Raw genomic sequence first — 24,667 nt, forward strand, 5'->3', positions numbered from 1 at the left:
AGGGCTAACGCCCTTCTTTCCTCATCTTTTCGGAAGATTGGCAGGCGTGGGCCGCCTGCGTTTAAACTGTGCGGATTCAGTCTCCGCTTCCGTCCCAGTGGATCTGTTCGTGCTGGGGCTGATTGCGATCGCTGTCCCTTATCTTCGCAGTGCTGACGCTGGCCGTTCCCTTGTCTTCAGTCATCGTGCATCCATCCTTCCCTCGCGAGGAGGGTCCATCCCATCGTCGGCCGGGCCGACTGATGACACATCAGTCGTTCAGATGATAAATGCATCGCATGGAGGGTCGGATCGTTCACGTCGGTTGATGGACGACGGGCGTGGCCGCTCACTCGTCGAATATCTGACATTCCTTGAGGATGGTGATGCCCAGCTCCTCCGCCTTCCTGGTCTTGGTCCCGTATCCGTCGTTGTATTTCGATTGCTCCCCGTCACCCACGACGAGGTAGTTCGTGCTCTTCTTGACGGATGTGTGAACCTTGGCGCCCTTGGACTCCAGATACTCCTGGACCTTCTCCTTGGGACCGTACAGGAAGTTCCCGCTCAGGCTGAATGCCTTGCCCTCGAAGACGATCATCTGTCTCTCCACGCTCTTCAGCGGGTCGAAGACGTCCCCCACGGACCTGAGTATGTCCTCGCGGTCGCTCTCCTCGAGGGTGTTGGACGAGGTGGTCTTCTTCAGTATCCTGAACACCTGGTCGTACGGGGAGGTCCCCGCAAGGTCGCCGTTGTCATACATCCATTGTTTGAGGCCGAGCATCTCCGCAGGGTCGATCCTGTGGTCGCACTGTATCCCGATGACGATGCCCTGCAGCTCCTGCATCGCGAACACCTCGCGCCCCATCCTCTGCTTCAGGATGTACGCGTTCAGCGAGGCGTTGACCGCCTCCAGCGTCTCAGGGCTGACAGTGTCGTCCACGAGCGCTGCGTCCAGCGCGTCCATCAGGGGCCCCAGCTCCTCCGCGGAGCGTACCCCCTCGTTCTCGTCGGACCATTCCGACAGGTATCCTCTCTCGTCCTCGGTGACGACGCCGTCGATGCAGATCCCCCGGATGATGCCGTAGAGCGTGCTGATGCGCCGGTTGATCTCTATGGTGGAGCAGTACGGTGTGAATCTTCCGAACCCGGAAGGGTCCAGCACCTCCACGAATCTGCCCATGTCGATGTGCTCCATGCCGGCCATCCTGTCGTATATGGACCTGCATCCCTTGGCATCGTCTAGCGCCTTGTATATCTTGTACGATACGATGTCGAAGAACCTGTGTATCATAGGGCGGGAATAGTTGATGATCTCCGTCTTGTCGACGTTGCGTTCCGCGACGCTTATCGTGTCTATGAACCGTATCGTAGGCACGGCTATGCCGTATCTGGACAGGTTCCTCTGTATCGCATCCAGCGCCCCTCCGCGCAGGTTGTATCCGACCACGACGGAATCATCGAAGTAATGGTGTATCTCCTGCCACACCTGTGGGAAATCGGGGCACCCCTCCACCTTGGAGGCGTCTATCGAGTGGACGGCGACGAAGTCCTCGTCGAATTCGTCCCTCGGATCTATGAGGATCGAGCGCTCCTCTTCCGCTCCCGTGTCCAGGTCGCGGTAGATGAACCCGATCTGGCACAGGCTCTTGTTCTTCGGGTTGGCCCATTCGGCATCCAGAAACAGCAGTCCCTTTGCGTCCATGCAATCACTCCGACAGACCGTCCGAATCGTGCGTCTGCATCTCGTACATCTCCGATATCTCGGAGACGGTGGTGCACTGTTCAGCCTCCTTGTCGTCCCGGACGCGCCCTGTGAACCTGGGGAACCTGATGCCCAGGCCGGAATCCTCCCTGTACACGCCCTTCGCGGCCGTGTGTATGGGGCTGAGGGTTATCTCGGCGGCGACCACCTCCAGCACGACATGGGGTTCGAACCAAACGTCGGGGACCATCTCGGCATCGACTATCTGCGGCCTCTCCTTGGTCAGGGTCCCGTTGAGGAGGTCCGGCATCCCGTCAAGGAAGGCATCGTCGAACCCGGTCCCGAGCTTGCAGACGGTCGCGAACCTCCCGTTCTCCTGGTCGTAGGACGCCATCAGCAGCGCCCCGTACTTCCCGGCGCGCTTCCCCATCCCGTAGAACGCTCCCACGACGGCGAGGTCGAAGGAGTCCGTGAGGGACTCCTGGTAGTCCTTCTTGTACTTTATCCAGAGGAACCCGCGGTTGCCGGCACGGTAGACGGAGTTGTCGGCTATGGACTTGGCCATGACCCCTTCGCACCTCGCCGCGACGGCGTTGTCGAAGAACTCCCTTCCCTCCTCCTCGCTCCGGACTATGCGCATGGTGGTCATCTGTATGCTGTCGCCCATCTCGAAGCCATTCTCCAGCGCCCTCCTGCGGTCCAGGTACGGACGGAGGGTGAGGTCCTCCCCGTCCTTGTACAGGATGTCGAACATGAACATCCTCACGGGGATGTCGCGGACGGCATCGTCGATGCCGTGCTTCTTCCTGCGATGGGTGACGTTCTGGAACGGCAGCATGTATCCCGTATCCGGGTCTACGGCTACGCACTCGCCCTCTATGATGGCCTCTCCGAACCTGCATCTGCTGCGCAGGGCCTCCGCGATGTCCGGGAAGTTGGACGTCAGGTCCTCCAACCTTCTCGAGTACAGCTTCACGGTGTCCTTCCCTATGTGGGCCTGGACGCGGATGCCGTCGTACTTGTATTCGATGGCGCACTCCCCGCCCATCCTCTCCACGATCTCCTCGACCGACGGCAGGCGTTCGGCGAGCATGACCTTCACGGGGTTCCCGACGGAGACCTTCACGTCGTCTATGGCATCCATGCCGCCCTTCGCGATCGTCTCCGCGACGAATCCAAGGTCGCATGTGACGTTGAACGCCCTCTCGATGGCTGGACGGTCCTCCTTGGTGGCGAACGCCTCTGCGAGGGCATCGAGGATGGTCATGTCCCCTGCACCGACCCTCATCTTCCCGTTGACCATCCTGCACAGGAAACGGGCCTCGAGGGGGGTCATCCTCTTGAGGAGCATCTTCAGAGGCTCGTTCTTCTTGCTGGCCGAGCCCTTCCCGGCGGTCTCCTCTATCTTGTAGAGGGCGGACATGACCTCCTTCACCGTGACCGTCCCCATCTCGGGCTTCTCCGAACCGAACTGGAACAGGGTCCCCTGGACGGGCCGTGTCTTGATCCTCTCCGCCACTACCCCGATGTCCCCGATCTTGACCCAGAGCTCCTCGGCCTTCCTGACCTCCTCGTCGGATTTCCCGATCGCATCCAGGATGAGCTTGTCGGCCATGCCGATCTTCTGCGGGAAGAAGTCCGGATGGACCTTCCCCTGCGATAGGTAGACGATGTCCTTCAGCTCGTCCGGGTCGGCTGTGCGGAACAGGTCGGCCAATATGGTGGTCATCTCCAGCCTCTTGCTGGTGGCCTCCAGTCTGTCAAGGGTCTCGGCAAGCTCGGAATAGAGCATAGGTTCGCAAAGGCGGGGCGACTATTTGAGCGGTAGCATCGCGTACTTCGTGACCGCTCGCCGAAACCTTCCAGCCTGGTCTGTCCGGTGTCCCCCAGGGTCATGCCGCGACCGAGCCTGTCGCTGAGCTTCTCGAGATTGGCCCTCATGTCCTCCTCCTTGCGTATGGCGGCCCTCTCGATCGCCTCATCGACGGTGTCCTTGGCAATGAGGACATAGACCTCCCCGTCGCTCTTCCTGCCGGTCCTTCCGCGACGCTGTATCGACCGTATCTCGGACGCCACCGGCTCGTAGAACACGACCGCATCGGTGTTGGACACATCCAGGCCCTCCTCTCCCACCGATGTCGACACGAGGACGTTGGAATCCCCTGTCCTGAACCTGTCCAGGAGGGCTATCTGCTCCCTCTGTTTGAGGCCGCCCTTCGACTGTCCGATCAGCATGCTGACGCGGGCATCGGGGATCGTGGAGATCTTGGACACGAGCATCTCGCATGTATCTCTGAACTGTGCGAACACGAGGACCTTCGACCCGGGATTCGCCGATACGGTCCTGCTGACGAGCGACATGACGCGGGACACCTTCGGGTGCTCGACGTTGGTCCTGTCGAGGATCGTCCTCACGGCGGAGTACTCCTGCCTCCTCACGATGGCCTGGGCGGCCTTCCCGCCTCTGTCCTGTCTGGATTCGGCCTCGAGACGGTCCAGGTAGTTCCTTAGGACGGTCATCCCTTCGGATTCGACCTTGTTTACGGCCTCCAGGAGCTGTATGCACGTCTTGTTCACGCTGAGTCCGCGGAACACGATGCCGTTTGCGGTCCCGGAGGACGCCTTGGCACCGAGGTCCCCGGCTATGTTCAGGAGGTATCTCTTGGACGGTTGGACCCTGTTGCTGGCGATGCCGAGGCTGCAGAGCTCCGAGTAGAAATGGTCGAGCATGACCTTCAGCAGTGCCGAGACGTCGCGGATGTCCTGCGGCAGGGACACCTCGATCCTGTTCACGTACGTGTCATGGACGAACGGCGACACATCGGGGTCGTTCTCCGTGCGCATGTCTATGCGCTTGAAGTTGAGGCTTATGCACAGCTCCTCGATGCTGTCGATCCTGTCGCCGGGCGAGGCCGTCATACCGATGGAGCGGGTGCTCCGGGGCACGTGCCCGGCGATCTTCGAGTATGCGTACTGACCCCTGCCGTGGTGCGCCTCGTCGTATATCACGAGGGAGAACGCGGACAGGTCGTACCTCCCGGCATCGAGATCGTTGTTTATCGTCTGGGGGGTGGAGATCACGAGGTCTGACGATTCGATCATCGAGGCCCTCCTCTCCCCTTTCACGCCGCCGTTGAGGACGCCGACCTCCGCTTCCCTGAGAAGTGACGAGAACGCGTCCGCGTGCTGCTCCACGAGCGGCTTGGTAGGGGCGAGCAGCAGGACCTTCCCTGTGCCCAGGTACTCGGCGGCCACCCTCACGGCTATGATGGTCTTCCCGAGTCCGGTCGGCAGGATTAGTAGCGTGTTGGCCCTCAGACAGCTCTCCACCATGCGCGTCTGGTATCCCCTCTCCTCCACCGTGTCGGGCGCTATGCGGGGATGGGCGACGAATGTCATGGTCTTCCAGGAGGGCTTCGGTACAGAATGATGCGGAGGGATGACCCTCCGCGGTTAGACGTTTAGTGGCATCCGCCGCCGCAGGAGGCGCAGCCGTTGAAGTTCGGGTTCCTGATGGTCAGACCGGTTCCGAAGTTGGGATCGTCGATGAATTCGATGACGCACTCCTCGAGCTCCTTCTTGGTCTCGTCGTCGTAGAACATCTCGAATCCGTTCGCGGACTTGTCGACGTTCTCTCCGTCGGCGGCCTTCTCCTGGAAGGACATGCCGAACTGGGGTCCGGAGCATGCGAAGCCGGAAAGGTAGATCTTGATGCCGTATCCGACCTTCTGGTTCTTCTCGAGAAGATCATTGATGAACTTCTCCGCGTCGGGTGTGATGGTTACCATATGATCGCACCTGATTCAAATCCATCCTATTTAAAGAATATTAACGGCGTTATTCGACATCCGATGGTTATTCCGGGGTTTTCCCTCGACTTCTCGACGGCAAGTGTCCTCGTCACCGTTCCGAGGGTCCCGTCCGGGCATCAGGGATCGGGGGCCTGTCCAAGGGATACCGTCCGAACGATGCCACATGGTGGGTAAGTCTGGGGGTGTAAAGGTTCGCAAAGTAATCTCATTTAAACGTATAACAATTTTTTTTGTACGATGCGGAGCGATCCGCAGGAGAAATGTGAGTGAACAACACAGAGATCGACCGTATCTTCCAGTCTGTCGGGAGCAGGTACGGGTACAGTGACGTCACTGCCGAGTACTCCCCGTTCAGGGAGTTCAGGATAAAGTGGCAGAGAAACTACAAATGGGCGAATTTCGAGGTATCGGACTATCTGGACACCGCTCCGGAGAGCGTGATGGTACCTTTGGCCGACACCATCTTCATGAAGATCAAGGGAGAGAGCGACGTTGCCTATCCCAAGGAGGTGTCGGATTGGCTCACATCGGAGGAGTTCCTGAGGTCCAAGCAGCCCGTGTACCTGGAGAGGTTCACCGGTCTGAGCAGGAGCACGAGGGGGAGGTGCAGGGACATCCGGGATAGCTACGAGCGTCTGATCGACGATGGCCTGTTGGAAAGGGACGATGACATCCGTTTCGGATGGGTGCGCCCGGGGAACTCGCGTGCGACAGGACATTCGAGCATCCTGATGAAGGTCGTGTCGATGTCGGAGCTTCTAGATTCCGACTCGGTGAACGAGATCGTGATGGACTACTGCCTGTACGCCCAGTTGGCGCACATCTCGATGGGGTTCAACCCCACCAACAAGCGCAGAGGGATACAATACGACGAGATGCTGTCCCGTTATCCGCTCAGGAGCGAGGCTGAGGGCAAGCTCAGGAGGCTCAGCATGCACATATGAGTGTCCCCCACGCGCTAACACGCCCTGTCATCGTCCGACGATGACGCCGGCCTCGGAGCGCTGACTTGCGCAGGGGGTGATTGTCGGGCCCCACGTTGTCTCCCGGTCATGGCTACGACGGCACGTCGCTCGCTCCCGCAAGTTCCCAAAATTTGGGATGGGACTCTGTTCGTCGCACCGTGCACATGGCGTTCATGGGATCGCGCCCCTTCGCCGGTCCGACGCGTCCATCATCGGGTCTCCGTATATTAGAAGTTGGCATTGGTCCGGATGGGGAGGATGGGACCTTTTCCGGCCATGGGGTGGGATACGGGGGCGGTACACGGGCGGCGCACCAAACGAGGCCGGCACCCGGCCTCTTAGTCCGATGCGCCCCCGGGATCGCCGTTGCCACACCGCCCAGTCCGAGTGCATCATCGGACGCATTCGGCATTTGACGTTCCATGAGGGCATGTCGGGAACCATGTACGATGAATAATCGTACGTTTGTCGTATTTTTACTGATTTCATAATAATGATATACGATAATTACGATATTCGTAGGCAAACCTACGGATATTGCCACTATTCTACGAATTCAGAAGAAAGCTATTTATTGGAGCGAGCCAGATACGCGCCTCATGAAGGAACTACTCAGTCCCAACTCCGTTGCCATCATCGGCGCGTCCAATGACGAGACGAAGCTGGGCGGAATGCTCATGAAGAACATGCTGAACGCCGGCTTCAAGGGCAAACTGTACCCGATCAACCCCAAGGGCGGGGAGATCATGGGACGCAAGGCATACGCCTCCGTAACCGATGTCGGAGAGCCGATCGACCTCGCAGTCGTCGCCGTCAAGGCCGCGCTCGTCCCCGGAGAGATAGTGAAGATGAAGGAGGCTGGCATAAAGTACGCCACCATCCTCACCGCCGGATTCAAAGAGGACTCCCCCGAGGGGGCCGAGCTCGAGAAGGAGCTCGTCAAGACCGCCAAGGAGTGCGGCGTCAGGTTCATGGGGCCCAACTGCTTCGGTCTCATGAGTCCCGGGAAGGGCATCAACGCGACGTTCGCGCATCTCCTGCCCGAGAGCGGGAACATCACCATCTTCTCTCAGTCCGGGGCCGTCGGGTCCTCCATCATCGACTGGGCATACCACAACAAGATGGGGATCGCCGATTTCATCACCCTTGGGAACAAGGCGGACATGGACGAGGCCGACTTCCTCATGGACATCTCCAACGACCCCAACACGCAGGTCATCGGAATGTACTGCGAGGGGATCTCCGATGGAGAGAGGTTCGTCAAGGCTGTCGAGGAGATGCCCGTCAAGAAGCCCATAGTCATCTTCAAGTCCGGAAGGACCCAGGCAGGGTCCGCTGCGGCATCCTCGCACACCGGTTCCCTCGCAGGGTCCGATGCGGTCAACAACGTCATCTTCAACAAGCTCAACATCTTCAGGGCCAAGGACCTGGACGAGATGTTCGACGCCCTTGCCGTGTTCAGCAGGTGCGGTCCCATGAAGAAGGACGGCATCGCGATCATCACCAACGCGGGCGGTCTCGGGGTCATGTCCGCGGATGCGGCCTTCGACGCACCGCACATCAACGCCGTCAAGTTCTCTGACGAGACCATCGCCGAGATCAAGAGACGCGTCCCCACTGTGGCTGGTCTCACCAACCCCATCGACGTACGCGGGGATGCAAAGCCCGAGTACTTCAAGGAGGTCATCGACATCGTGACCAAGGACCCCAATGTAGGGGGACTCGTCATCATGGGATCGCCTCTGGACACCGCGGACCTGGAGTCCGTCGCGGAGATCATCGTGCAGATCAAGGACACGATCCCCGTCCCCACCACCGTCTGTTTCGCGGGCGGATACAAGTGCGACAGGGCCAACGCCATCCTGAAGGCCGGAAAGATGCCCACCTACCCCACCCCCGACAGGGCGGTCCGTGCGCTGTCCATCCTCAGGAAGTACACGATCAGGAAGGAGGAGCGTCACGACCCCCTGAACGTCCCCGCCATCTCCGGCAGGTCCGTCGCGGAGTCGGTCATCGCGAAGGCCAGGTCCGAGGGCCGCGGCTCCCTGACCGAGGCAGAGGGCAAGCAGATCTTCGCCGCCTACGGCATCCCCACTCCCGGGGAGGCCCTGGTCAGGTGCGCCGAGGATGCCGCATCCGCATGCGACAGCATCGGTTACCCTGTGGTCATGAAGATCGTATCCCCCGATATCCAGCACAAGACCGATGTCGGCGGTGTCGTCGTCGGTGTCAAGAACTCCGCCGAGGCCGTGGACGCCTACAACAGGATCATGGAGTCCTGCACCAAGGCCGCGCCCAAGGCGAGGATAGATGGAGTGTCCATCCAGCAGATGGTCTCCGGACAGGAGGTCATCCTGTCCATGATCAGGGACCAGCAGTTCGGACCCGTCATATCGTTCGGTCTCGGAGGAATCTACGTCGAGATCCTGAGGGAGATCTCCCAGGCCCACGTCCCCATGACCGAGCAGCAGCTCGACGAGATGATCAAGAGCACCAAGGCCTACAAGCTGATGTCCGGAGCCAGGGGACTCCCCGAGGCGGACATCGAGGCCATGAAGGACGTCATCAAGAGGATGGTCCTCATCGCCATCGAGAACCCCGAGATCCACGAGCTGGAGGTCAACCCAGTCATCGTCGGACTCAAGGGCAAGGGCTGCTGGGCGGTCGACGCCCTGTGCACTCTCGTCAAGGAGTGAGCGTGAAACTTCAGGGGAGGTCCTCCGGGCCCTCCCCACCCTTATATACTGTCCGTCGATTGAAGGCGGATGACATCCGAGCTCGTTTTCGTCGGTCTGGGCCTCAGCGGCACAGACGGAATGACCGTCAAGGCGTTCGACGCCCTCAAGGAGTGCGACAAGATCTACGCCGAGTTCTACACCTCCGTCCTCATCGGCACCAAGCCCGAGGACCTGGAGAGGGCCCTCGGGAAGAAGGTCCACATACTTTATCGCGCGCAGGTCGAGGAGTGCAACGACATCATCGAGGATGCGATGAAGATGAGGGTCGGCTTCGTCACCGCCGGCGACACCATGTCCGCCACGACCCATGTGGACCTCAGGATCCAGGCATCTGAGGCGGGGATCCCGGTCAGGGTGTTCCACGGCATATCCATCTTCTCCGCATGTCCCACATCGCTCGGTCTGCAGCATTACAAGTTCGGGAGGACCGTCACACTGCCGTTCATGGAGGAGAACTACCATCCCAAGTCCCCCTACGACCACATCATGGAGAACAAGAGGCGCGGGCTCCACACCATGATCCTCCTGGACATCCGTGCGGACGAGCTCCGCTACATGACCGCCCATCAGGCCATAGAGTGGCTCCTGAAGGGCGAGGAGGACTGGCAGGAGGGCCTCATCGACGACAAGACACTTCTGTGCGTCGCATCCCAGGTCGGGTCCTCTAACGAGAAGGTCTTCGCGGGGTATCCCCAGGACCTTCTCAAGATGGACCTCGGCGAGCCGCTCTACACCCTAGTCCTTCCCGGAAAGCTCCATTTCATGGAAGCCTTCGCGCTGGTCAAGTTCGCAGGCGCCCCCGAAGAGATCATCGAGGACGAGTGACCATCCTCGATCCCGCCGGGCATGTCCCGGCGGGGACAAACCCTGTGAGACCCTTCCGTAGGGATACATAATTTTTGCCATACGGATACCTCCTTATGGTATGTGCCAGCAACCCTTCCGTAGGTGCTGGATTCAATTGGACTACCCATCCAATTTATATGCGAGTAAAGGAGTATCATGACTCAACGGGCACTCGTGCCCCTGGTGATTGACATGGAGAGCAAACAGAAGATCATCGCCGTCGTCGCGGTCCTGATCGTGGTCGTCGCGGCCGTTGCGGCGGTCATGATGACCAAGGACAAGGATGGCGGTGGAAGCGCGGATCCCGCGGATACGTACTATTTCTATTTCGACGGATTCGATGAGAAGATAAACGGTTGGCATGTTGCTAATGGGTCTGATATCATGGAGGCCTTCGATTCGGCGATGAAGGCGGACGGCATACCGTACAAGGTTGATACATGGGGTGGAGTGACAATCTCCGATTACATAAATGAGTCAAAGGGACAGGACTCGGATGGAAATTATCTCGGTGTTGGAACTGGAATATTCTTGTATACATCCACCGACGTGACAAACTACAACCAGGCTTACAACTATTTCGCACTGGGGCCTGTACTATCTAATATAACCTCCAACATCGTATACTTCTCATACGGGGATTATAAATCCGGTGTGACGACTTATCATTCTCTTAACCCTACAGAGACTGACTCGGACATAACTGCGGGGGATCTCAGTCCGTTCAGGGTCAACAGCGACTACAAGCCTCTCGACTATTCCGGAAAGTACTATTTCTATCTCGATGGGTATGGTGAAGAGATCGATGGATGGTATGCATCCGAAGGGAAGGACATAATGGAAGCATTCGATATTGCCATGAAGGATGGGGGCATATCTTACACGAATGATGGTTTGCTCATCATCGAGGATCATGTTAACGAATCCAAGGGACAGGATTCGGAAGGTAATTACATAGGTGTAGGGACTGGGATATTCCTATATTCTTCCACAGACCGTGCGAATTACAACCAGTCCTACAACTATTTCGTTCAGGGTCCGCCTCTTGGGGATGTGACATCGAACATCGTGTACATCTCATATGGGGATTACGAGATGGGTGCAACTACATACTATGCTGTCAATCCTACTGAGACAGCCGCAGATCTCACTGTCGGTGACAACAGTCCGTTCAAGGCTTGAATAAACGAGGGGGAAACCCCTCCTATTTTTACATGGGTGGAGATTCGGGGGCATGAATGAGGGGGCCCGTCTGGCACTGAGTGTGGCACTCGTAGTGGCGGGGGTGATCCTCGGCGTCACTGCAGGAGTCTTTGCCGAATCTCCGGATAGGATACAGGCCGACGGGACCGTGATCGACTTCGGGGAGTACGACACGGTGTGGACCGATGCGGACACGTCCGGTCATCCGACCATGATCGACCTTCTGAGGTATGCCTGCGACGAGAACGGGTTCGAGCTCGAGCTGGATGGATCCGGGGTCGTCACGGGCATAAACGGCATCGGCAGGGGCGGCGAGTGGACACTCTGGGGGATGGGCACCGGGGATCCCGGATGGGTGGAGCTGGACGCTCCGTACGGTCAGAGCCCCTCAGACTATGTCGTGACGTCCTGGACCTTCTCGACGGATGGCCGTGAGCCGACCATCGCCACAGACTACAGCGGGAACCCGATATACGGATACGCCCAGAAGTACAGGGTCGTCTCGCTCTCGCCGACCGTCACCGAGATCCTGTGCTCGATCAAGGCGGAGAACATAATCGTGGGTGCGGACCAGTACTCCAACTATCCCCAGAGCATAGTGGACGGTAAGTCGGACGGATCGATCTCGATGGTCGGAACGTACACCAATCCCAGCTTCGAGCTCATCACCGGGACCAATCCCGACCTTGTCGTGTGCGACGGGTCCCAGACATCCCACGTGCAGTTGGCGGACCGTCTCAGGAGCGTCGGCATAGATTCCGTGGTTATACATCCGGGAGAGGACATAGGGAGCGTCCTGGACAACATATTCGCCGTCGGGGTGTCTATAGGGTATGAGCTGGCGGGGGCCCAGGTGATAGGGGAGATAACGGAGGTCCTGGACACGCTCTCGGACATCACATCCTCGTCGCAGGGCGGCGAGCCGGTGAGGACGATGATATCCCTCGAACCGGACATCAGTCCCTGGGTCTCCGGCAGCGGGACCTATCTGGACGGCATAGTGACCAGTATGAATGCGACCAACGTGTTCTCCAACTGGTACGGATGGGTCCATATAACGTCCGACAGGATACCGTACGAGAACCCCGACGCGATAATAGTCGTGACGACCGAGTACAGGGCGACGCAGGAGGAGTACGATCACCTCTACGACAACCTGTCCCCCCAGTGGAAGCAGACGGACGCGTGGAGGGAGGGCAGGGTCTACATGGTCTGCGAGAGCGCCGCCGAACTGGTCCAGCGCAGTGGACCCAGACTGGCGCAGACCGCCGAACTGGTGGCGATGCTCCTCCACCCCGAGTGCTTCGACGCGTCCATTCCCAAATTCATCGGCGACGACTACGTCGATTATCTTCAATACAGCAAGGATCTGAGCTACAGCGACCGAGGTTGATATTCGATGCATGCAAGGACGGCGGCCGCGGTCGCCATGATATTCATACTGGTCTCCCTCGCCCCGATGTTCGATTCGGAGGCGGCTTCCGGGACGGATGTCCTCATCGACGAGGGCAATGGCAGGACACAGTGGGCGGAGGGCCGGGGTCAGTCCGCGTGGGACGTTGCCGTCAGCGCGGCCTCGGGACTCGGGTTCGAGGTGTCGCGGGACGGGGAGGACATCTCCGTCGACGGAACGGCGTCCGTGACGATAGGCTCCGGGGCGACGGGGGGCACCCTGTCCGAGCCAGGCTCCACAGGCGTCATGGTGACGTCGTCCTGGAGGCTGTACGGTTGGGATGACGGGACATGGGTCGAGGTCGACGCGTCCTCGTCCGGATGTTCCGCGTACGCCCTCGGGTTCTATCCGGAAGGCATCGCTCCCGTGGAGACGCCGAACGACCCGACCGCATGGACCATGTTCCGCGGGGACTCTATGAACTCCGGGGCGCAGGAGGGCCGTTCGGAGACCGGGTCGGAGTACGAGGTCTCATGGTACGAGAAGGGGACAGCATTCGCCAATCCTCTTTACGTCGGCGGGTACGTTATCCAGAAGTTCAGCACGTTCTCCACGGGGGAGAACAAGGGGTATGCCGTCCTGTCCTGCATCGATGCCAGGACCGGGGAGCACGCATGGGACTTCCGCTTCATCTCCGGTATGAACTATGAATCGTCCACACCGGTCGTCGTCGGGGATAATGTGTACTTCTCCACGATGACCGGATACATCTACAAGATCCCCTGGAAGACGGGCCCCGGCGACGATAACGAGAACGTCACGTCCATCGGAGGTGCGGCCTACGGGGACGCCGTCCCCACGCCGTCGTTCATAAAGGACTTCGATGCGGGGACCACGTACGATGCCGGATGCACGTCGCTCGTGTACAATTCCGGAGCGATATACGCCACCCACTCCAACGGCATGGTGTACTGCTTCGACCTGGACCTGAACCTGGTGTGGTCGTACCTGCTGGACGGCGGCACGTACTTCATATCCCCCACCGTGACCGAGGGCCGCGTCTTCGCCGGTGCCCTCAACGGGCACCTGTACATACTCGACCAGACCGACGGTTCGCTGCTGACCGACCAGGAGATCTACCAGGTGGAGATCCGCGGCAAGATGTACGGGGGCATAGGCCAGGTCTCCGTATTCGAGACCGGCCCCACCCTGACCCTCATATTCACGGTCACCGACGGGCTCGGGATGAACCAGGCCAATTCGGGACTCGCCGTGTTCGAGTACGACCCTTCGTCGAACTCCTTGGTCAAGAGGTACATGAACACCGACATGGGGACGTTCGGCAGGTACGTGACGCCTCTGGAGGCGGACGGATACTCCGGCGCATACTTCACGGTCCACGAGGGTTCGGACTCCTCGCTGATGAGGATCAGCACGGACGGGGTCCTGGAGAGGGTCGTCGGAGGTCTGGCGGAGATACATTCCGCCGGTGTGATCGTAGACGGGAGGTGGATGTACCTCACCAGCTACTCCTCGGCGGACCCGATATACCTGGTGGACCTCCGTGAGAACGCGATCGTGGGGACGGCCCATTGCGCACCAGAGGTCAGGAACTTCAACATGGCGGCCCCGTTCATCCTCGGTGACATGTTCATCGGATGCACGGATTCGGGGACGTTCGTCCTCTCGGGCGATTTCGTGCCGTACGTGCCGCCGTCCAACGATGCCGGTGCGCCCGTCATCGCATACATCGCGGCGATCGTCCTCGCGGTGGTCGCAGCCCTCGCCGTCATATGGGCGGTCCTGCGCTTCGTGAGGCACGAGGAGAGACCGTTCAAGTACCTGAAGGACCGCGGGATGCACTATCTGTACGGCGACAACCTGTCCCACAACACCCGCAACAGGCACCGCCTCAGGTTCGTCCTGGCCATAGGCGCGGTCCTGGTGTTCGTGACCTTCACGCTATGCATCTGCATAGGGTCCACGTCCATATTGAACCCGGTGGAGGCGTACTCGGCCCTGTTCTCCGCCATAGCGAAGGGCGGGAACGGCCTGGACACCGTGGAGACGATGGTGTTCGTGTCCCGCCTCCCCAGGACGCTCGCCGCCCTGGCCGTGGGCATCGGGCTCGCCATAGCGGGATCGGTCTATCAGGCGATCATCAGGAACCCCCTGGTCGACCCGTACATAATGGGCGTGTCGTCGGGAGCGGGCATCGCCGCCATAGCCGTGATAGCGTTCGACTTCACGTTCTTCGGACTGTTCTCCAGTCATTCGATCTTCCTGATAGCCATCGCGGCTATCGTAGGCGGTCTGGTCGCATTCGCGTGCACGATGGTCATAGCGGAGAAGGCCGGCGGCAGCTCCATAAACTACGTCCTGGCCGGTGTCGTGGTCGGGTTGGCGTTCTCCGCCCTCCAGACGATCATGCTTACGATGGCCGGCGGAAAGCTCAGCAATGCGCTGTCCTGGCTCTACGGTTCGTTCGCGGAGGTCACATGGTCCCAGGTCGGGGTGATCGTGTTCCTGTCGGTGTTCCTGTCCCTCGTCCCCATGTTCTGGGCGAAGGAGTTCAACCTGGTCCTGCTGGGGGAGGACCAGGCGCGCGAGATGGGGCTTGACGTGAGGAGGTTCAACCGCCTGATGCTGATACTCGCATCCGTGCTGACCTCGGTGTGCGTCGCATTCTGCGGGGTCATAGGGTTCGTCGGTCTCGTCATCCCCCATCTGTGCAGGATGCTTCTGGGCAGCGACCACAGGATGGTGCTGCCCGCGTCGTTCTGCTTCGGGGCGGTGATGCTGATGCTGGCCGATCTCCTGTCCCGCACCGGATACTACGGGATAGAGCTGCCCGTCGGTGCCATAACAACGATCATCGGGATACCGGTGTTCGCATATCTGCTGATAAAGAAGGGGAGGATCTACGATGGATGAGGTGCCTCTTCTCGAGGTCAGGGGCCTCGAGAAGACATATGAGGACGGGTACAGGGCCGTCCGCGGGGTTTCGTATGAGATCGGGCCGGGGATGCTGGTCGGGCTGATAGGACCGAACGGTTGCGGGAAGTCCACGATGATGAAGTGCATCAACCGCCTCCATGACGCGACGGCGGGGGACATCCTGATCGACGGGTCGTCCATCCTGGACTGCCAGCCCTCGGAGGTGGCCAAGAAGGTCGCCACCGTCCCGGCGGAGCTCAGGGGGAGCTTCGGCCTGACGGTGTTCGAGACGGTCATGCTCGGGAGATACCCGTATCTGAAGAACGTCTGGTGGGAGCCCGAGGAGGACGAGGAGATGGTCATGGACGCCCTGAGGAAGTTCGGGGTCGACCACCTCAAGGACCGCGCCGTCGGGGCCCTGTCGTCCGGGGAGAGGCAGCGCGTGCTGATAGCCAAGGCGTACGTCCAGAGTCCCAGGTTGATGCTCGTGGACGAGCCCACGTCCCATCTGGACATGAAGTTCAAGCTTGATGTGATGGAGTACCTCAACGCCATGGTCCGCAAGGACACGTCGATACTCGTCGCCGAGCATGACATATCCCTGATGGCCAGGTACTGCGACATGTGCATCATCATGAAGAAGGGGGAGATCGTCGGCATCGGTGATCCGAAGGAGGTCATCACCCCAGAATTGATCCGTGACGTGTACGATGTGGACGCATCGGTGGGATTCGACGACGAAGGTGAGCTGTTCGTCCTCCCCAAGAGGTACCACAGCGAGCACGGCACCCTTTAAGGCAAGTTCCCGATGGGGTTGTCATGGTTCAATGCATCAGGGTCCCAAAGCGTGACGGGGAGTCCGTCAGGACGCGCCTTCTCGACGACGGGATCCTGGACGTGTCCTTCAGGATATCCGCCGAGGACGACAGTCTCCTGCTCCCGATCCTGATCCCTGTCGAGGGATACGAGACGGTCGAGAGGGATCTCCGCCCGCAGGACCGTCCGGTCGGCGACTACAGGAGCGTCCTGGACCTCCCGGACGGGCTCGGGGACCTCCTTCCCGTGTCGTTCGATGTTGTCGGGGATGTGGGCATGATCAAGGTCCCGGAGGAGCTGGACCCGTTCAGGAGGGAGATCGGGGAGGCCATGATGAAGGCCAACCGCAGCCTCCGCTGCGTGTTCTCCGATTCGGGGGTCAAGGGTGACCTCAGGATAAGGGACCTGGAGCTGATGGCCGGGGAGGGCACCTCGGAGACCGTCCACAAGGAGTTCGGCGCAAGGATGCACACGGACCCGGCGAAGGTCTACTTCAATCCGAGGCTCGCGGGCGAGAGGCACAGGATAGCATCCATGGTCAGGGATGGCGAGGTCGTCATGGACATGTTCGGCGGCGTGGCACCGTTCGGGATACAGATCTGCAGGTTCGCGAACCCGAAGGTCGCATACTCCATAGACCTGAATCCGGAGGCGGAGAGGTTCGCGCTGATAAACAGGGATGACAACCACGCGGAACAGCTCGTCCCCATCACCGGTGATGCGACGGTCGTGGCACCGACGCTGCCGTCGGCCGACCGCATAATCATGAACCTTCCGCAGATCGCCGACAGGTTCCTCCCGTTGGCACTGGACCGTCTGAATCACGGCGGTACCGTGCACATGTACAAGATCATCGAACGCGAGGATTTCCCCACTCTGTGTGAGGAGATGGGGGCCATGGCCGCAGAGAACGGCCATACGATCGAGATCGAGACGTTCGAGCTGAAGACGTACTCCCCCACGATGAGCGTGTACTCCATCGACGTCCACAAGATGTGAGTCCCGTCGCGGCCCTCGGGGACGATATCGGCCGGGAGCGTGGCTCCCGGACCACCGTCAGTCCTTCCTCAGAGGCTCCAGGGTTATACCAGTCTGCCCCTGGTAGTTCCCGCTCCTCTCGGAGTAGGCCTTTATGGTCTCGGAGTTGAGTGTCTCCAGAACCATCTGGCAGAACCTCTCCCCGATCGGGATCTCCACGGGGTCGTCCGTGGCGTTGTAGGCACCCAGCGTGAGCGTCCCCTCGAACCCCGCATCGATCTTCCCGAAGGCCCCTATGATGCCCCTCCTTATCCATGTGGTCCTGAGCCACAGCTGGGCGCATATGTCGTTTGCCATCCGGACCCTCTCGACCGTCGACACGTAGAACATCGTGCGGGGCGGGATCGTCACGGTCCCCTCCCTCTTGACCTCGGGGTCCCCCCTGACGGATATCTCCGCGATGCGGAGGTCGTAGCCGTTCGGCGTGAGTCCTCTCTCGCTGTAGTCGCTGATGCCTATGTATCCGGTCATCATGCTCTCCACGATGTCCCTGTCGGATAGGATTGCCATGCCCTGGAGAATGACGGCATCGGTTATAAGCTGGAGTGGAATCCCGGACCCATGATCATCCCCCGTCCCCTCGCCAAAGGAGATTCCATCGGAGTGACCGCCCCCTCGTTCGGCGTCACGGACCCCACCGACATCGCCCGCTTCGCGAACGCGCGCAGGAGGCTGGAGGACAGGGGCTACAGGGTCGTGGAGACCCCCGACGTCTACTCGTGCTTTGACGACGAGGGCAGGAGCGCTCCCGCGGAACAGAGGGTGGAGGAGCTCCAGTCCCTGATGTCCGACGGGGGGACGTCCTACATCGTCTCGGCGAAGGGAGGAGACTACCAGTTCGAGATGCTGCCGCTCATGGACTGGGACCTTGTGGAGAGGAACCCCAAATGGGTCCAGGGGTACTCCGACAACACCACCCTCCTGTTCAAGATCACGGCGGAGCATGACATCGCCACCGTGTACGGTGGGAACTTCGGCGATTACGGCATGGAGCCCTGGCACAGGAGCGTCTCGGAGTGTCTGGAGGTCATCGAGGGCACCAGGCGTTCCCAGGCGTCATTCCCGTACCACGAAGGGGGATTCTCCGACCGTGTGACGGGTCTGGAGGGTCTCAACGAGGAGGTGCCGACCGTGTGGGGCGGGGAGGGCTCTTTCACAGGCAGGCTCATAGGCGGATGCATGGACGTCCTGGAATGGTTCCACGCCAAGGGAACGGCTGACCCGTCGCCCTTCGTGGAGTCCTATTCCGACGAGGGGATCGTCTGGTACATGGAGACCTACGACATGGACGACAGTAGGGTCGTCCGCATGCTGGAGGGCATGGCATCCGACGGATGGTTCGACGGTGTCACGGGGTTCGTGTTCGGGAGGCCCCTGTTCTACAGCGGCAGGGACTATGCCGAGACGGTCCGCGAGACGCTGGACCAGTTCGACGTGCCCGTGATAACCGATGCGGACGTGGGGCACAAGGCGCCGAGGATGACGTTCGTCAACGGAGCGGTCGCGAGGTTCGACGTCTCCGGAGGGAAGGCTTCGCTCAACTACCTTTAAGTCGAATCCGATTCACGGTCCAGGCTCATACCACAGGAAGATCCGCGAACATGTGGTGTCCGAGGCTCAATTAGATATTCGGAATGTGCTTTTTTTTGATGGTGAGAGCATCAGGAGATCGAAGATTGAACCGAACGATAAGATTTACTCCATCGGGGAGATCTCGGAGATCATCTCGCCCATAGCAAGGGAGATGGGCGTGGAGAGGATATACCTGTTCGGCTCGTATGCTCGCGGAGAAGCAACCTCCAACAGTGACGTTGATCTGCTCATCGATTCTGGAATGATCGACAGCTACTTCGATATCGGGAAACTCTACAGCAGACTCAACCGTGCTTCGGAGAGGGATCTTGACATCGTCCCGACCGATGCCGACCCGGAGTTCATAGACAGGATTTCTTCAGATCTGGTGTTGGTCTACGCAGAATGATCTGGATGTCCTAAAGACCATGCTGGCGGCCGCAAGGCACATAGAATCTAGGATGGGTTGACATACGAGCAGTTCGAAGGCGATGATGAACGCCAGGTACAATCCGTCCTTCGATCTCTACGTTTCGTTATCGACGATGATCTCGAAATCAGGCTTGATGTAGAAACGCTTTATCGTCGTGTTCTTCTGACAGTGGATGCACTCGGACACCGTGGATTTCGCCATCTTGAGCACGGCGCACACCTCGTTCTGAGTCCGGCGGTAGCCGTTCTCGTCCAATCCGAGGATGGATATGGCGACGAGGATGCGGTTCTCGCGGAGACCTGTGCGACGGCGGCGGGCCATGCTCACACACCTCATAGTTCGGGTCGGTTCGAACGCTCGAACCAAGAACCCCTGTTAACCGTGCAGCCAGACGTCCGAACCAACTCGAACCAACCCAATGAAATCGGAGTCTCCGCTTTATAAACGGAGGCACCGAAAACCCTTATAAATGGTTCGAGTAAAAGGCTAGACAGAGCATACGCTAGGACCATGGAAAACGCGAACGCTGAGAAGGCGCGTCCGTTCAGACCGTCGTCCCCTTGGCAAAAACCCTGTCCGTGATGCAGGAGGGTCTCCTGCGTGCGACGATCGAGTAGAGGTCGCCGTCCATGAAGACCTCGTGTCCAGGAAGGCCCATGGACAGCATGCGGATGCCCTCCATGACCTGCGACAGCGTGAGGTCGCATGTGCGGATGTCGATCAACACCGTGTCGGCGGACCCGGAGGAGCGTGCCCTGCGGATGCCGTCACGAACTATGCCGGTCGGAACGGATCCCCTCGGAACCTTCGCTCCGGATCCCGATCTGTCGTGTACGGTGACTGTGGCTACAGATCTTCCGTAACAGCTGACATCAATGTTCTCCAACTCAGAAAATGAAGTGGTGCAAGGGACGAGATTTGAACTCGCGGACCACTAAGGACTAGCCCCTCAAGCTAGCGTCGTTGGCCAGGCTTGACTACCCTTGCAGTAAGGCTGGGGATGGGACCCCTGTTTATAATACTTTCGTCACTTCTGCCAGTATTCCCTTCCGGCACGGCCCATTGCCAGCACGTTCTCGTACGGACTGGAGATGGGCGTCTCGCATCCGGGAGCTAGAATCAATCCGCCCTCCTGCCCTGCGGCCTCGATGATCTCATACGACTTCGAGGTCACCATATCGGGAGTTCCGGACATGATCAGCTTGACCGGGTCCACGTTGCCCATGAGGGCGAGGTCCTTCCCAGCCGCGGCCCTGGCCTTGGCCGGATCGACCGCATGGTCGAAGCTCAGGCAGTCCGCGCCGGTCCCCTTCAGGTGAACGAGCGTGTCCAGGGTGTTGCCGCATATGTGGACGAAGTTGGGGACATCGAACCTGCCCTTCACATCATCGATGACCCTCTTGATGGGGTTCATGGAGTACTCCACGAACATGTCTGGCGAGATAAGGTCCTCCGAGGACGTGGGGTCCGCCATCCACATGAGGGACGCCCCGCTCTCGATCATCGCCAGTTCCATGGCGGACACGAGCTCGGCGGACTTGTCGACCAGCTTCTTCACGAGGTCCGGGTCCACAAGAGTGGCGAACATCATGTTCTCCGCCCCCATGAAGTACCCCGCGGTGGTGATCGGTCCCCAGGAGAGACCGCAGATGTGCAGGTCCTCGGGGAGTATGTCCGCGGTGATGGCCAGGGCCTCCCTGACCTTCGTGAACCCGGGGCATTCGCTGGCGTTGTCCGGGTCGAACACGTGCAGCTTGTCGACATCCTCCGGGGTCTCGACTATGTGCCCGGGGACGCTGCCGTAGTCGTCCTCCGGGAACTTCACGTTCATGCCCATGTCCTGCAGGGGTATCTGCGAGTCCAGGACGGGTTTCACGAAGTCCGACTCGGTCTTCAGAGAATAGTCGACGGCGACCTTCGCCGATATTGCGGGGTCCCAGCGCGCCTTGTCGACGGTCACCCCGGCATAGCGGGCGGCGGTGACCACGGCGAAGTTGTTGACGGGAGTCCTCCCGCAGGAATCGAATTCCAGGGCGGCCTGGACGGCCTCCCTGTGCCCAGCGTTCTTCATGCATGATGCTAACGCCTGGTGACAGTTAAACCGTTTGTTCAGAAGCGGGATGTCACGGAGTCCACGAACTCCTCGAGCGTCAGGGGGCCGCCCATGTCGGTCGGCCTCTCGCCCGCGGCGACCGTCCCCTTGAGGGCCTTTATCACCCTCTCTGACTCGTCGCGGAACCCGAGGTCCGCAAGGGCGACGGATGCCGCGGTTATCGCGGACACCGAGTTGACGTCCAGGCTGTCCATGCTGCCCGGCATGATGAACGACTGGTCAGACCCGACCAGCTTCGTCGGCGACAGGGCATCCCCTCCCGTGATGCCGGCGGCGACGCTCTCGGCGATCATCGCATAGAGGTCGGCGACTATCACGAACTGCTGCCTCTCCGGGTCCGATATCGTCTCGGAGATCCAGTCGAGGATGTTCATGTGACCTGTTTTCCTATCCGCGGATTGGAACAGAACATCGAACGAGTCGTAGAACATCCTGCTGGACTCCCTGAAGAGGTCGTCGCGGGCGATGCTCATCGCGGATGTCTTCCCGCTCATCTCGAAGTCCGCGAGGGCCGCGTTCATGGTCCTGGCGTAGAACTCGGTGCGGATGTACTTTGATATGGTCATGCCGTCCACGTCGGGGGTCTCGACGATGTCGGCCTGGGGATTCATGATGCTTCCCCAGACCGTGATCTCCGCACCGGGGCGACCGAGGTCCCCCGAGAGTGTCCTGAACGTCCTGGAACGGGCGTACAGGTTCATCTGCGACAGCAGGCCGCGCAGCGGATTGCGGACGCCGTCGTCCCCGTCCAGCGCCGCGGTCGGTCCGGATATGATGACTGGGCTCCTCGTGACCAGGTCGAGCGTCTCGAACGGCAGGGACTCGCCGCACTTCTCGTATGCGGACATCCCGATGTCGCCGTACGTCACCTCGACCCGGTCGGTGATGCTGCAGATCACCGTGTCCGCGGCCGCGATCGCCTCGGGGCCCTGCCCGTCACCGGGCAGGAGCAGGACGCTAGGCATTCAGAGCAGCCTCTCGCAGAGGCCGGCATAGATGATCGGCAGGGTGATGGTCGCATCGCCCTCCACGGTCATCTTCTTCGCGTCCTCCTTGACCTTCCCCCAGGAGACCGCTTCCCTGATGCGTGCACCGGAGAGGGACCCGTCGTACTCCTCGGCGGTGGTCAGGTAGATGCAGTAGTCGAGTCCGCCGCGGAACTGGTTCCACCAGATGACATGGTGCTTGGAGATCCCGCCCCCGATGATGATGGCGCCGGTGTACTCGGCCTCGTTGGTCATCTCGGACAGCATCTGCTCGTCACCGAACAGGTCGATCCTGAGCTTCCTGTGGGTCTGGTAGTACATCCACAGCTGGCATCCGAAGGACCCGTCGGTGATGCCGGGGACGACGATGGGGACGTTGTTCTTGTGGCACTGGTACAGGAGGGAGTCCTCGTTGTCGAGACGCGCTCCGACCTCGTCGATGATCTTGTGGGTGGGCAGGGAGTCGGTCTCGGCGAAGATCTCGTCGAACATGGGGAGGAGCTCGTCCTCGAGGACGATCCCGTAGCACTCGTCGGGAACGAGGACGTTGCCGAGCCTGCTGATCTCGTACTCGTCCCTGAGCATGGCGTCGTCCATCATGAAGTCGCCCTTGTAGTAGGCGGCGAACGTCCTGGACAGGTCGTGGTCGAGGGTCCCGCAAGTGGTGATGATGAGGTCCACCATGTGGTTCTTCACGAGGTCCACGATGACCCCGCGGGTCCCGGTGGCCATGATGCATGCGGGGAACGAGAGGATCCTGAGGCAGTCCTTCTTGGAGACCATGGCCTCTGCGATGTCCGTGGCGTCCGCCAGCTTCTGGGCGGTGAATCCCCCGGCGCGTCCCATGGCGCGTATCAGCTCATCGACGGTCATTCCTTTCTTTGCCTTGATGTCCTGAACGGGAATAAGTTCGAGCTTCTCAGACATTTTCAACTCACTGAATCGTCGGCTAGTTGCATCACCAATAATAAGGTGTCGCGTGACCGGACGTGTCAAGGCTGCGGGTGCTGTTTTTCCACGAGACCCAGGACGAGAGCGAGCGTCTCCTCCCTAGTCCCGTTGCCGGAGATGACGGATATGCCGTCGGACGAGAGCATGGAATCCCTGGTCCTGACCATGGACCCCAGGTTCTCGAACATCTCCTCGGAGAGGCCTCTGGCACTGACTCTTTCCAACGCGGTCTCCGGTTCCACGTCGATCATGATGTCGACGTCGGGCCTGGGCATGATCGCCCTGAACGCCGAGTGGACCGTCACGCCGCACCTCCCCTCGAGGAACAGGCATGACAGATGGTACCTGACGGCTATGACATCGGTGCCCTCCCTGCGTGCACGGCGCACGCGGCGTGCGGTGCCGAGCATGTCCGTGAAGAGGAATCCCGCGGACAGTGCCAAGGCTACGCTTCCGCGTCTCAGGAGCATCCCCTTGCAGCGTCTCCCGAAGAAGCCGTCGCTCGGATGCTCCCGTACCTCCACGGACCTCCCCTGCGAGCGCAGATGGTCCGCCAACGATGCCGCCACGGAGGACTTGCCGCACCCGTCCAGGCCGTCTAGGGCGATGAACATGCCGAACAATCCCATAGCCAGCTTATAACATGAACGGCCTTCCCCGCATCATGATCGTGATGGCCCGCGACCGGGAGTACGACGACCTGCTGACTGATGTGAGGGGTCGCAGGGTCCTGCTGTGGACATGCAACACCTGTGTCCGCTTCTGCGGGGGACTCGGGGGGAAGGACGCGGCATCCGCCCTCGCGGAGCGCCTGGTCGGCGACGGCGTGGATGTCCTGGGGGTGGAGTCGTCGTCCGCATGCTGCTTCATGCGCAACGCCAGGAGGATGGCCGGGTCCTCCGGGGGATGCGACCTCATCCTCGCCCTGTGCTGCGACATGGGTGCCAGGAACGCCTCGGAGTCCACGGGGAAGGAGGTCCTCAACCCGATCGTCACGTTCGGTCCCGGATACCTCGACGACGATGGGGAGCCGAGGGTGGCCTCCGTGGTCTGCGGCCGCCCGATGGTGGACGAGTCACTGTCCGATGTTATAGCCAGGAGCGGTTGTCACGACGGACCGTTCTAAAGGGAAAGCGCGCGCTAATATAGGGAGCCGATTAGGCTTATATATGAGTCTGTGTTA

General features: G+C 60.2%; 22 protein-coding genes and 1 tRNA gene. 11 read left to right on the top strand and 12 right to left on the bottom strand.

From position 1 onward, the window contains the following. Positions 1 to 328: 328 nt before the first annotated feature. The 4 genes from V5D86_RS00290 to V5D86_RS00305 all read right to left on the bottom strand — a co-directional run bounded on the left by V5D86_RS00290 (position 329) and on the right by V5D86_RS00305 (position 5,469). Positions 329 to 1,681, bottom strand: coding sequence for a BRCT domain-containing protein (locus V5D86_RS00290; RefSeq protein WP_414594702.1), 1,353 nt, complete (start codon positions 1,679 to 1,681; stop codon positions 329 to 331). 4 nt (positions 1,682 to 1,685) lie between these two features. After that, positions 1,686 to 3,473: an ATP-dependent DNA ligase gene (locus V5D86_RS00295; protein WP_414594703.1), complete on the bottom strand. Its 1,788-nt coding sequence runs from the start codon at positions 3,471 to 3,473 to the stop codon at positions 1,686 to 1,688. Next, positions 3,407 to 5,080 carry a helicase-related protein gene (locus V5D86_RS00300; protein WP_414594704.1) on the bottom strand — a complete coding sequence of 558 codons (1,674 nt, stop codon included), beginning with the start codon at positions 5,078 to 5,080 and terminating at the stop codon, positions 3,407 to 3,409. Before V5D86_RS00300 ends, V5D86_RS00295 begins: the two co-directional genes overlap by 67 nt. Positions 5,081 to 5,142: 62 nt before the next feature. Further along, entirely contained in the window at positions 5,143 to 5,469 is a 327-nt protein-coding gene (locus tag V5D86_RS00305) for a HesB/IscA family protein (RefSeq protein ID WP_414594705.1), read from the bottom strand. Between the two features lie 290 nt (positions 5,470 to 5,759). Here V5D86_RS00305 and V5D86_RS00310 point away from each other — a divergent pair, with 290 nt between their 5' ends. From V5D86_RS00310 to V5D86_RS00345, 8 genes are all read left to right on the top strand, one after another. Next, positions 5,760 to 6,437, top strand: coding sequence for a hypothetical protein (locus V5D86_RS00310; protein ID WP_414594706.1), 678 nt, complete (start codon positions 5,760 to 5,762; stop codon positions 6,435 to 6,437). 620 nt (positions 6,438 to 7,057) lie between these two features. Beyond that, positions 7,058 to 9,154: an acetate--CoA ligase family protein gene (locus V5D86_RS00315; protein ID WP_414594707.1), complete on the top strand. Its 2,097-nt coding sequence runs from the start codon at positions 7,058 to 7,060 to the stop codon at positions 9,152 to 9,154. Positions 9,155 to 9,223: 69 nt separating this feature from the next. Further along, positions 9,224 to 10,021: a diphthine synthase gene (gene dph5 / locus V5D86_RS00320; RefSeq protein WP_414594708.1), complete on the top strand. Its 798-nt coding sequence runs from the start codon at positions 9,224 to 9,226 to the stop codon at positions 10,019 to 10,021. A 204-nt stretch (positions 10,022 to 10,225) separates the two neighbouring features. Next, entirely contained in the window at positions 10,226 to 11,224 is a 999-nt protein-coding gene (locus V5D86_RS00325; RefSeq protein WP_414594709.1) for a hypothetical protein, read from the top strand. Between the two features lie 52 nt (positions 11,225 to 11,276). Beyond that, the gene (locus V5D86_RS00330) at positions 11,277 to 12,638 is read left to right on the top strand and encodes an ABC transporter substrate-binding protein (RefSeq protein WP_414594710.1); all 1,362 of its coding nucleotides are present in this window, start codon (positions 11,277 to 11,279) and stop codon (positions 12,636 to 12,638) included. 6 nt (positions 12,639 to 12,644) lie between these two features. Then, positions 12,645 to 15,572 carry an iron chelate uptake ABC transporter family permease subunit gene (locus V5D86_RS00335; RefSeq protein ID WP_414594711.1) on the top strand — a complete coding sequence of 976 codons (2,928 nt, stop codon included), beginning with the start codon at positions 12,645 to 12,647 and terminating at the stop codon, positions 15,570 to 15,572. Next, on the top strand, positions 15,565 to 16,371 hold the full coding sequence (locus V5D86_RS00340) for an ABC transporter ATP-binding protein (RefSeq protein ID WP_414594712.1): 807 nt from the start codon (positions 15,565 to 15,567) through the stop codon (positions 16,369 to 16,371). Before V5D86_RS00335 ends, V5D86_RS00340 begins: the two co-directional genes overlap by 8 nt. 23 nt (positions 16,372 to 16,394) lie before the next feature. Beyond that, positions 16,395 to 17,390 carry a class I SAM-dependent methyltransferase gene (locus V5D86_RS00345; RefSeq protein ID WP_414594713.1) on the top strand — a complete coding sequence of 332 codons (996 nt, stop codon included), beginning with the start codon at positions 16,395 to 16,397 and terminating at the stop codon, positions 17,388 to 17,390. A 57-nt stretch (positions 17,391 to 17,447) separates the two neighbouring features. On the opposite strand, the gene dcd is transcribed toward V5D86_RS00345, so the two are convergent. Next, positions 17,448 to 17,939 (bottom strand): dCTP deaminase, encoded by a 492-nt coding sequence (gene dcd, locus V5D86_RS00350; protein WP_414594714.1) that lies wholly within the window; start codon positions 17,937 to 17,939, stop codon positions 17,448 to 17,450. 51 nt (positions 17,940 to 17,990) lie between these two features. On the opposite strand from dcd, the gene V5D86_RS00355 reads away from it, so the two are divergent. Continuing rightward, positions 17,991 to 18,980 (top strand): S66 family peptidase, encoded by a 990-nt coding sequence (locus V5D86_RS00355; RefSeq protein ID WP_414594715.1) that lies wholly within the window; start codon positions 17,991 to 17,993, stop codon positions 18,978 to 18,980. A 55-nt stretch (positions 18,981 to 19,035) separates the two neighbouring features. After that, positions 19,036 to 19,410: a nucleotidyltransferase family protein gene (locus tag V5D86_RS00360; RefSeq protein WP_414594716.1), complete on the top strand. Its 375-nt coding sequence runs from the start codon at positions 19,036 to 19,038 to the stop codon at positions 19,408 to 19,410. Positions 19,411 to 19,527: 117 nt separating this feature from the next. Here V5D86_RS00360 and V5D86_RS00365 read toward each other — a convergent pair whose 3' ends face one another. The 7 genes from V5D86_RS00365 to V5D86_RS00395 form a co-directional block, all read right to left on the bottom strand. Continuing rightward, positions 19,528 to 19,755: a hypothetical protein gene (locus V5D86_RS00365; protein WP_414594717.1), complete on the bottom strand. Its 228-nt coding sequence runs from the start codon at positions 19,753 to 19,755 to the stop codon at positions 19,528 to 19,530. 223 nt (positions 19,756 to 19,978) lie between these two features. Then, positions 19,979 to 20,320 (bottom strand): hypothetical protein, encoded by a 342-nt coding sequence (locus V5D86_RS00370; protein WP_414594718.1) that lies wholly within the window; start codon positions 20,318 to 20,320, stop codon positions 19,979 to 19,981. 14 nt (positions 20,321 to 20,334) lie between these two features. Continuing rightward, positions 20,335 to 20,421 (bottom strand) — tRNA-Leu (locus V5D86_RS00375). Between the two features lie 40 nt (positions 20,422 to 20,461). Beyond that, positions 20,462 to 21,505, bottom strand: a complete 1,044-nt coding sequence (locus tag V5D86_RS00380; RefSeq protein ID WP_414594719.1) for a uroporphyrinogen decarboxylase family protein — start codon at positions 21,503 to 21,505, stop codon at positions 20,462 to 20,464. A 38-nt stretch (positions 21,506 to 21,543) separates the two neighbouring features. Further along, on the bottom strand, positions 21,544 to 22,512 hold the full coding sequence (locus V5D86_RS00385) for an isocitrate/isopropylmalate family dehydrogenase (RefSeq protein ID WP_414594720.1): 969 nt from the start codon (positions 22,510 to 22,512) through the stop codon (positions 21,544 to 21,546). Then, positions 22,513 to 23,460 (bottom strand): deoxyhypusine synthase, encoded by a 948-nt coding sequence (locus V5D86_RS00390; protein WP_414594721.1) that lies wholly within the window; start codon positions 23,458 to 23,460, stop codon positions 22,513 to 22,515. It abuts the gene before it with no gap. 65 nt (positions 23,461 to 23,525) lie between these two features. Further along, positions 23,526 to 24,098, bottom strand: coding sequence for a dTMP kinase (locus tag V5D86_RS00395; protein ID WP_414594722.1), 573 nt, complete (start codon positions 24,096 to 24,098; stop codon positions 23,526 to 23,528). A gap of 29 nt (positions 24,099 to 24,127) precedes the next feature. Between V5D86_RS00395 and V5D86_RS00400 the strand changes: the two genes are divergently transcribed. Continuing rightward, positions 24,128 to 24,610: a hypothetical protein gene (locus V5D86_RS00400; RefSeq protein WP_414594723.1), complete on the top strand. Its 483-nt coding sequence runs from the start codon at positions 24,128 to 24,130 to the stop codon at positions 24,608 to 24,610. The last annotated feature ends 57 nt before the right edge of the window (positions 24,611 to 24,667 follow it).

Source organism: Candidatus Methanoprimaticola sp. MG2 (genome assembly GCF_047501175.1).
GTDB lineage: Archaea > Thermoplasmatota > Thermoplasmata > Methanomassiliicoccales > Methanomethylophilaceae > Methanoprimaticola.